An 8,791-nucleotide genomic window follows, 5' to 3' on the forward strand; every position below is an offset into this window, starting at 1 on the left:
CCCCTGCATCCCGGCCTGTCGAACCTGCCGGAAATCCCGGCCCATGAATCCCGCCTGGCCATCCTCCGCCGAACCATGACCACCCTGCCGATCCATAAAATGGCAGCGGAATGGCGACAGACCGTGCAGGAAGGCCAAAAGATCAGGCAAAACCTCGACGCCGCCCTGCCACCCGTCCAGGCCAGCGTGACGGCAACCGCGTCTTCCATCCGAACGGCTTCCGCCACGGCACAAGCAGCCCGACAAAAGATCGAAACCGACTGGCACACCACCCGCGCCGCGCTCGCACAGGCGCGCGCGACGGCCCACCGGCAGAGTCACGATCGCGGCACGGAAATCCAGGCCGTCACTCGCGACACGCACGCCGCCCTGGCGGCCGCCCGTCAGGTCCGCTCCGACCTGCGCACACCGGATGATGCATTGAAAACCAACCTGGACGCGGCACGGCGTGACATCGCCGCCGGGGGCGCCGCCTTGCATGACGCGGCACGCACGATCCGGCGCGAACCGGGCGTTCTGATCACAGGAAGGCGATAGTCTTCGTTCTTTTTTGAAAAAAAGAACCAAAAAACTTTGATTCGTCGGGGAATTTTGTGCCGAGACACACGATGTCCCTGAACCGATCAAAAGTCTTTTTGCTTCTTTTTCTTCAGAAAAAGAAGAGAGACTTTCTCTCAGTCCAGATCCCGCGCCACTTCCGGCTTGTTCAGCAACGCGCTGACTTCCATCGCATAATCCAGCGCCGTATCCGGCTGGAAATGGATTTCCGGCACCACCCGCAGCCGCAGATTGCCCGACATGCGCGACCGCAGGAATGGCGCCACACGCCGCAGCGCCGGCATCAACGCATCCACATCGCTACGCCCCAGCCGCGCCACGAAGGCGGTGGCATGTTTCAGATCGGGCGACAGACGCACTTCCGTCACGGTGATGCGCGCATCGACCAGCTCCGGATCGCGGAATTCGGTGCGGGCGAACAGGTCGGCCAGCACCCGGCGCACTTCCTCGCCCACGCGCAACTGGCGCTGGCTGGGTCCGGAAGCGGCAAGACCGGCGAGTTTCCCCGCCGGCCCCGCCGTATTCACCTTCCCACGGGATGGGTTGCGGCTCATGCGGGAACCAGTTCCATCTCGTAGCACTCGACCATGTCGCCTTCGCGCAGATCGTTGTAGCCCGCGAAGGACAGACCGCACTCATAACCGCGCGCCACTTCCTTGACATCGTCCTTGAAGCGCTTGAGCTGGCTGAGATCGCCCTCGTGCACCACCACGTTGTCGCGCAGCAGGCGCACACCGCACCCACGCTTGACCACGCCTTCGGTGACGTAGCAACCGGCAACCTTGCCCACCTTGGTGATGTCGAACACCTTGCGGATCTCGGCATACCCCAGGAACTTCTCGCGGTGCTTGGGCGCAACCTTGCCCTTGACCAACTGCTCCACGTCATCCGCGACCTGATAGATGATCGAGTAGTAGCGGATATCGACCCCTTCGCGCTGCGCCAGTTCCCGCGCCTGCGTCGTGGCACGGACGTTGAACGCGATGATCACCGCATCCGAAGCCTTGGCCAACTGCACGTCGCTTTCGGTGATCTGGCCCACGCCGGCCGTCAGCACCCGCACCTTGACCTCTTCATGCTCAAGCTTGAGCACCGTGGTCTGCAACGCCTCGGCCGAACCCTGGACATCGGCCTTGATCAGCACGGCGACTTCCTTCTGGGCACCGGCCTGGATGCGCGCCAGCATCTGGTCCAGCGTGCCGCGCGCGGCCGTCTGGCCAGCGGCCATGCGGTCCCTGATCACGCGCTGACGGAATTCCGAGATCTCGCGGGCGCGGTTCTCGTTCTCCACCACCACGAACGGCTCGCCGGCACCCGGCACGCCGGCGATGCCCAGGATCTCGACCGGGGTCGAAGGCAGCGCCTCCTGGATCTGGCGATTGCGGTCGTCGAGCATCGCACGGACACGGCCCCATTCGGCGCCGGCCACCACGATGTCGCCACGCCGCAGCGTGCCCTTCTGCACCAGGATCGTCGCCACCGGGCCACGACCGCGATCCAGCCGGCTTTCGATCACCGAGCCCTCGGCCACCCGGTCCGGGTTGGCGCGCAGGTCCAGGATTTCCGCCTGAAGCAGGATGGCTTCTTCCAGCTTGTCCAGCCCGGTGCGCTTCAGCGCCGAGACCTCGACATCCTGGGTGTCGCCGCCCATGGATTCGACCACGATCTCGTGCGACAGCAGTTCCTGACGCACGCGCTCGGGGTTGGCACCCGGCTTGTCGCACTTGTTGATCGCCACCACGATCGGCGCATTCGCCGCCTTGGCGTGGCGGATGGCCTCGATCGTCTGCGGCATCACGCCGTCATCCGCCGCGACCACCAGCACCACCACGTCGGTCACCGAGGCACCACGGGCACGCATGGCGGTAAACGCCTCATGGCCCGGCGTGTCGATGAAGGTGATCTTCGCACCCGAAGGCAGCGTCACCTGATAGGCGCCGATATGCTGCGTGATCCCGCCGGCTTCGGCCGCGGCCACGTCAGTGGTGCGCAGCGCATCCAGCAGCGAGGTCTTGCCGTGGTCGACATGCCCCATGACCGTCACGACGGGCGGACGCGGCAGCAGGTCTTCCGGCGTATCGTCGATGCCTTCGATGCCGATCTCGACATCGCTGTCCGCCACGCGGCGCACACGATGGCCGAATTCCTGAATCACCAGCTCGGCCGTGTCGGCATCCAGCGACTGCGTCACGGTCGCCATCACGCCCATCTTCATCAGGGCCTTGATGACTTCACCCTGACGGGCCGCCATACGGTTCGCCAGTTCCTGCACCGTGATCGTCTCGGGCAGCACAACGTCACGCACCACGCGGACCTGGTCGGAGCGCAGACGCTCCAGTTCGGCCTGCCGGCGCTCACGCTCGCGCTGGCGCCGGACCGAAGCCAGCGAGCGCGTCTTGTCGTCGTCACCCTCGATCGCCGCCTGAACGTCGATGCGGCCGGACCGGCGGTTGTCGCCACCCTTCTTCGCGGGTGCGCCGTTCGGCTTGCGGCTGGGCACGACACCGGGGCGACGCGGCGCACGGCGTTCCTCTTCCGTGTCGGGACCGCGACCGGTGCGCAGGCGCAGGGTCTCGCCCTGGGGCTGGGCCGGCGTCGCCGCCGCCGGCGCGGGACGGGTGGGCGTGACCGGACGGGCCGGCATGATGGCGCGTTCGGCCAGCGGGCGCAGGCGCTCCATCGGCGGCGCCAGCGTAACCTCGCCGGGCCGCGGCACGGCCGAGACCACCGCACCGGTCTCTACGGCTTCAGGCTGCTCCTGCACCTGACGCGCGGCCTGCTCCGCCTGGGCACGGGCCGCTTCTTCCTGTTCGCGGGATTCTTCCTCGGCTGCGCGCCGGGCATCTTCCTCGCGCCGCCGCGCTTCCTCGGCGGCGGACAGGATCATGATCTTTTCCTGCTCGCGGCGCTCCTGCTCGCGGCGGACGGCCTCGGCCCGCTGCTCGTCGAGGACGCGCTGGCGGGTAGCCAGTTCGGCGGCGGTCAGCGCGCGACCGCCACTGCCACCGCGCGCACCGGCCCGGCCGCCACCGGACGAACCGGAGCCGCTGCCTGCGGGGGCCGGACCGGGGCCGCGCTTCTTGCGCACCTCGACCTGCACCACCTTCGAACGACCATGGCTGAAACTCTGCCGCACGGAACCGGCATCAACCGTCCGTCCGACCTCCTTCCGGCCCGCCGGCCGCAAGGACAAGCGTCCCTTACCCTGATCCTGATCGTTGCCTTCGCTCATGTACCCGCCTGTTCACCCAAGTTCGCCGGATTGGTCCGACGAACCCGGAACCGCCCTGCCGGACAGCCCCGCAAAACGTTCACTATCGATGCGCACGCGCCGTGCCAGTTCGCCACGCGACATCGCCGCATGCACGACATGGTCACGGCCGAATGCCGCCCCCAGACCCGCCGCCGTAGGAACAACCGCTATCGGCAGATCCCGTGCGCCGGACAATAACCTCGTCCTCTCATCAGGGCTGCCATCCTCGGCCTGTATGATCAGACCGGCGCGACCGCCCTCTATCCATTCCCGCACCTTGACGAAACCGTATGTCACCTGACCGGCCCGTCGTGCGAGTCCCACCGTCTCCAGCATCCGGCGTACGAGGCCGGCTTCCAGGACCTTGTCCAGGTCGGGCGGAACGACGACCTGACCCCGGGCGGCGCGTGAGAATGCCCCGCGCGTCCGGGCCGTTTCTAGCACATCCCGGCGCGCGCTCAACCAGATTCCCCGTCCGGGCAGACGCGCGGAAAGATCGGGTGTCACAATCCGGTCGGGCGAGACCACGAAACGGATCATCGTCTCAGGCGCCGCACGCTCCCGCGTGACGATACAGCGGCGCAAAGGCCCCCGCTCGTCGTCTTCCGGCTCCAGATCGGCGTCCGCCGTCATATCCTGTCCCGCCTGCCCCGACACGCCGTGGCGCTCAGGCCCCCGGCGCCTCCTGCGCGTCGGCCGGCTGCTCGTCCTCGAACCAGTGAGCACGCGCCGCCATGATGATCTCGTTCGCCGCTTCCTCGTCGATCACGTCGCCGCCGAGGAATTCGACCAGCTCATCGCCGGCCAGATCCGCCAGATCGTCCAGGGTCTTCACACCCTTTTCACCCAGCGTCACCAGCATCTGGTTGGAAAACACGCCCAGAACCGCAATCTCGTCGGTCACGCCGAGTCCACGGCGCTTCTCGTCCAGTTCCTCCTCGCGACGGGCCAGGAAGCCCTCCGCGCGGCGGACCAGCTCGCCGGCCACATCCTCGTCGAACCCTTCGATCTCCGCCAGTTCGTCGGGCTCGGCATACGCCAGTTCCTCGATCGAATGGAAGCCTTCGGTCACCAGCAGGCCGGCGATCACGTCGTCCACGTCCAGCGCCTCGACGAACAGGTTGCTGCGACGACGGAACTCTTCCTGCCGGCGCTCCGATTCCTCGGCCTCGGTCAGGATGTCGATATCCCAGCGCGTCAACTGGCTGGCCAGACGGACATTCTGCCCCCGCCGGCCGATCGCCAGGCTGAGCTGCTCGTCCGGCACCACCACTTCGACGCGCCCGGCCTCCTCGTCCATCACCACCTTGCTGACTTCCGCCGGCGCCAGGGCGTTGACCACGAAGGTCGCCGCCTGCGGGCTCCACGGAATAATGTCGATCTTCTCGCCCTGAAGCTCCTGCACCACGGCCTGCACGCGCGACCCGCGCATACCCACGCAGGCGCCGACCGGATCGATCGAGGCATCGCGCGAAATCACCGCCATCTTGGCGCGCGACCCCGGATCGCGGGCCACGGCCTTGATCTCGATGATGCCGTCATAGATCTCGGGCACTTCCTGCGCGAACAGCTTGGCCAGGAACGCCGGATGCGTGCGCGACAGGAAGATCTGCGGCCCGCGCGGCTCGTCGCGCACGTCATAGATATAGGCCCGCACGCGGTCGGAATTGCGGAAGCTCTCACGCGGGATCAGCTCGTCACGGCGCAGCAGCGCCTCCGAACTGCCGATCTCGACCATCAGGTTCCCGTATTCCGTGCGCTTGACCGTGCCGTTCACGATCTCGCCCACGCGGTCCTTGAATTCCTCGAACTGGCGCTTGCGCTCATATTCGCGCACGCGCTGCACGATCACCTGCTTGGCCGTCTGCGCCGCGATGCGGCCGAAATCGATCGGCGGCAGCGGGTCGACCAGATGCTCGCCCAACTGGATCTCGGGCTTGAACTTGCGGGCGATGTGGAGCGGAATCTGCGTTTCCTCGTTCTCCACGACCTCCACGGCCTCGGTCCAGCGCGACAGGCGCACATCGCCGGTCTTGCGGTCGATGGTCGCGCGGATGTCCTTCTCATGCCCGTACTTGGCGCGCCCGGCCTTCTGAATGGCCTGCTCCATCGCCTCCAGGACTTCCTCCCGGTCGATCGCCTTCTCGCGCGCGACGGCATCCGCCACCAGCAGCAGTTCGGGACGGGAAACGGACGTGTCCATCAGAACCTCCAGGACGTCTCAGTGAGTCTTGCGCGCCGGCTTGTCGCCGGGCGGGACAGGGTCTTCCGGGGCTCCGTCGTCGGAGACCCCCATCATATGGGCGCTGGCGGCGATCAGTTCATCGGTCAGAACCAGCCGCGCGCGACGCATGTCCGACAGCGGCAGCGCCACTTCGGTTCCATCTTCCAGCCGCAACCGGCCGAGCCCCTCTTCGGCACCCAGCAGGATGCCCGAGAAACGCTTGCGGCCGTCGATCGGGATATTCACCTCGGCCTTGGCCAGATGCCCGGCAAACCGGTTCCAGTCCTTCGCCCGCGTCAGCGGACGGTCGATTCCGGCCGAGGACACTTCCAGCGTCCAGGCGCCGGGCAGCGGGTCCTCAATATCCAGCACCGCGCCCACCGCGTGGCTGATCTGCTCGCAATCCTCGATCGCGATCAGGCTGCCGTCGGCACGGTCGGCCATGATCTGCACCGTCGGGCTCTCCCGGCCCAGGATCGCCACGCGGACCAGTTCGAATCCCATATCGGCCAGGACGGGCGCCACGAGGGCGGCCACCTTGGCGTCCAGGCCGGTGAGGTGAGGCAGGTCTACGTCCAAAACAAAAAAGGCGGCCGGTAAGGCCACCCCCCAAAAAAGCGGAAGATGAAGGAATGACGCTGATATAGGCGATAACGCACGCGGCCGCAAGGTGCATGCCACGACGGAACCAAGGGGCTACATTACATTACAATCACGTCCTCGTTTGCCTGCTTGCCCAATCGCATGAGGCACACGCATGATGCCCGGATGAGGCAGACGCCCGACCCCGAAGCACGCGCCGCGCCCGATGAGGCCGGACCCGGCAAAGGCCGGCCCCTGTGGTATGGCCTGGCGGCAGGCATGATCGTCGTCGCCGGCTTCAGCGCCCGCATGGCCACCCAGAGCGAGCACCCGGCCCCCGTTCCCGCCCCGATCGTCAGCGATGCCGCCCATGGCGCCGGCGCCAATGCGCTGACCAGCACCCAGCAATTCGCCATGATCGCACCCGACAACGCGCCGCGCGCCTTGCAGCAATCGGGCCTGCCGCCCGACCAGCAGGCCCGCATCCTGGCCGGCATCCGCAAGCGCGAATACCGGCTGGTGCAGATGCCGATCTATGACGAGGCCGGGACCGGCGGCGTCGTGAGCGTCAGTTCGGGCGGCATCACCCAGACCGTGCCGCTCTCTCCCAGGCCGCGCACCGTGCTGCTGCCCATCCGCATTTCCGGCGAGGTCGATATCGCGCCGGTTTCCGATCCCGGCCCGGCCGGCGTGGCGCCGGGGGCCATCACGGTCCTGGGGCCGACCCCGCTGCCGGTCATTCACCGGGACCAGATGCTCGTTCTGGATGTGATCGTCCAATGAAGGCTCTTCTGCCCGCCCTGAACCGGCTGATGCCGGTCATGATGGTTATTTTTCTGATTCTCGCCAGCTTGCAGGCCGCGGCCTCGCTGCATCTTTCCCTCGCCAGCCTGACGCATTTCATGGAATGGTGTGCGCCGGCCTTTCCGGTGCTGATGGGCGGGAGCAGCCTGCTGGTCCTGGCGGGCATGATGTTCGAGACCCGCGCCGAACGGCTGGCGCGCAAGGGGCTACGGCGCCGACGGGGGTGGATGATGGATGTACTGGCCAGGCTGACCAATCGCACCGCGCTGGAAGAAATGATGGCGCGCGAACAGAAAGAAACCGTGATCGACGCCGAGGAACTGGCGGCCGGCCTGCGCGCGCGGGTCATCGGCCAGGACCAGGTCTGCGAGGACATCGCCGCCCAGTTGCGCCGCCGCATGGCCTTGCAGGTGCGCGGCAAGCCGGTCGGCATCTTCCTGCTGGCCGGGCCGCCGGGCACCGGCAAAACCTACCTGGCCAAGCAGATGGCCCGCCAGCTCGACCGCCCGCTGCTGCATTTCGACATGACGCAGATGAGTTCGCCGCACGCCGCGACGCAGCTTTTCGGCTCGCCCAAGGGCTATGTCGGCTCCGACACGTTCGGCAAGCTGACCGGCGGCCTGAAGGAAAAGCCCGATGCCGTCGTCCTGCTCGACGAAATCGAGAAGGCCCACCCCGATGTCTTCAAGAAATTCCTCACCGCGTGGAACGACGGTCACGTTACCGAGGCTTCCACCGGCCAGCAGATTTCCACCGTCCGCGCCATCTTCGTGCTGACCTCGAACATCGCGACCGATGCCCTGTCCGAGATCGCCGACCGCCTGGCCGACGAACCCGACCGCATGCGCGCCGAGTCGGTCGAGGCCCTGCGCCAGGCCGGCTTCGCGCCCGAGGTGCTGAACCGCCTGGACCGTATCTTCGTCTTCCGCGCGCTGACGGGGCTGGACGTGGCCCGCGTCGCGGCGCTGGAGATCGAGGCGATGATCGAAAGCTACGGCCTGAAGGTCGAGACGGGCGGCATCGACGCGTCGCTGCTGTTCGAGGTCATGCGTCGCCAGAGCAAGATGGGCGCCGCCGCCAGCGCCCGCGACCTGGTACGGTCGATCGAAGACATGATGAGCGACTCGCTGATTTCCGCCCGCCAGCAGGGGGCGAAGATGGTGCGCGTCGTTTCCGGCGAAGACGGCGTCACCGCCGAAATCGCCAACGATACCGAGGCCCAGCGGGTCCGCGTCCTGCGCTGACCCGCTTTTCCCTTACGGCGACCTGAATGTCCGCAGCTTCCCGTCTCTGGCACCGCGCGCCGATCTGGCGCGCGATGCTCTATTGCATCCCGCTCTTCACGGCGCTGACGCTGCTGTATCCGCCGG

At 66.9% G+C, this 8,791-nt stretch carries 7 protein-coding genes and 1 pseudogene; 3 read left to right on the forward strand and 5 right to left on the reverse strand.

Annotated elements, in window-relative coordinates:
• Window positions 1–537, forward strand: a pseudogene (locus ABF821_RS18255) (paraquat-inducible protein); the annotation flags it as partial.
• A 137-nt stretch (window positions 538–674) separates the two neighbouring features.
• Here the strand turns inward: ABF821_RS18255 and rbfA are convergent.
• From rbfA to rimP, 5 genes are read right to left on the reverse strand one after another with little or no spacing between them, the layout of a single operon-like run.
• Window positions 675–1,112 (reverse strand): 30S ribosome-binding factor RbfA, encoded by a 438-nt coding sequence (gene rbfA / locus ABF821_RS18260; protein ID WP_114725381.1) that lies wholly within the window; start codon window positions 1,110–1,112, stop codon window positions 675–677.
• A complete protein-coding gene (infB, locus tag ABF821_RS18265) occupies window positions 1,109–3,790 on the reverse strand; it encodes a translation initiation factor IF-2 (protein WP_415531103.1) in 2,682 nt (893 codons plus the stop codon). Before infB ends, rbfA begins: the two co-directional genes overlap by 4 nt.
• A gap of 12 nt (window positions 3,791–3,802) precedes the next feature.
• Window positions 3,803–4,444 carry an RNA-binding protein gene (locus ABF821_RS18270; protein ID WP_182974495.1) on the reverse strand — a complete coding sequence of 214 codons (642 nt, stop codon included), beginning with the start codon at window positions 4,442–4,444 and terminating at the stop codon, window positions 3,803–3,805.
• A 34-nt stretch (window positions 4,445–4,478) separates the two neighbouring features.
• On the reverse strand, window positions 4,479–6,014 hold the full coding sequence (nusA, locus tag ABF821_RS18275) for a transcription termination factor NusA (RefSeq protein WP_182974496.1): 1,536 nt from the start codon (window positions 6,012–6,014) through the stop codon (window positions 4,479–4,481).
• Window positions 6,015–6,032: 18 nt separating this feature from the next.
• The gene (gene rimP, locus ABF821_RS18280) at window positions 6,033–6,614 is read right to left on the reverse strand and encodes a ribosome maturation factor RimP (protein ID WP_415531105.1); all 582 of its coding nucleotides are present in this window, start codon (window positions 6,612–6,614) and stop codon (window positions 6,033–6,035) included.
• Between the two features lie 189 nt (window positions 6,615–6,803).
• Here rimP and ABF821_RS18285 point away from each other — a divergent pair, with 189 nt between their 5' ends.
• Window positions 6,804–7,400, forward strand: a complete 597-nt coding sequence (locus ABF821_RS18285; protein ID WP_415531106.1) for a hypothetical protein — start codon at window positions 6,804–6,806, stop codon at window positions 7,398–7,400.
• Entirely contained in the window at window positions 7,397–8,665 is a 1,269-nt protein-coding gene (locus ABF821_RS18290; protein ID WP_415531107.1) for an AAA family ATPase, read from the forward strand. Before ABF821_RS18285 ends, ABF821_RS18290 begins: the two co-directional genes overlap by 4 nt.
• The last annotated feature ends 126 nt before the right edge of the window (window positions 8,666–8,791 follow it).

Origin of the sequence: Gluconacetobacter sp. (assembly GCF_047721585.1) — a bacterium.
Classification (GTDB): domain Bacteria; phylum Pseudomonadota; class Alphaproteobacteria; order Acetobacterales; family Acetobacteraceae; genus Gluconacetobacter; species Gluconacetobacter dulcium.

Excerpts from the sequence above, each read along its gene's own strand:
- nusA (WP_182974496.1), bottom strand. The coding sequence starts at position 6,014 with ATGGACACGTCCGTTTCCCGTCCCGAACTGCTGCTGGTGGCGGATGCC.
- rbfA (WP_114725381.1), bottom strand. The coding sequence starts at position 1,112 with ATGAGCCGCAACCCATCCCGTGGGAAGGTGAATACGGCGGGGCCGGCG.
- ABF821_RS18285 (WP_415531106.1), top strand. The coding sequence starts at position 6,804 with ATGAGGCAGACGCCCGACCCCGAAGCACGCGCCGCGCCCGATGAGGCC.
- ABF821_RS18290 (WP_415531107.1), top strand. The coding sequence starts at position 7,397 with ATGAAGGCTCTTCTGCCCGCCCTGAACCGGCTGATGCCGGTCATGATG.
- infB (WP_415531103.1), bottom strand. The coding sequence starts at position 3,790 with ATGAGCGAAGGCAACGATCAGGATCAGGGTAAGGGACGCTTGTCCTTG.
- ABF821_RS18270 (WP_182974495.1), bottom strand. The coding sequence starts at position 4,444 with ATGACGGCGGACGCCGATCTGGAGCCGGAAGACGACGAGCGGGGGCCT.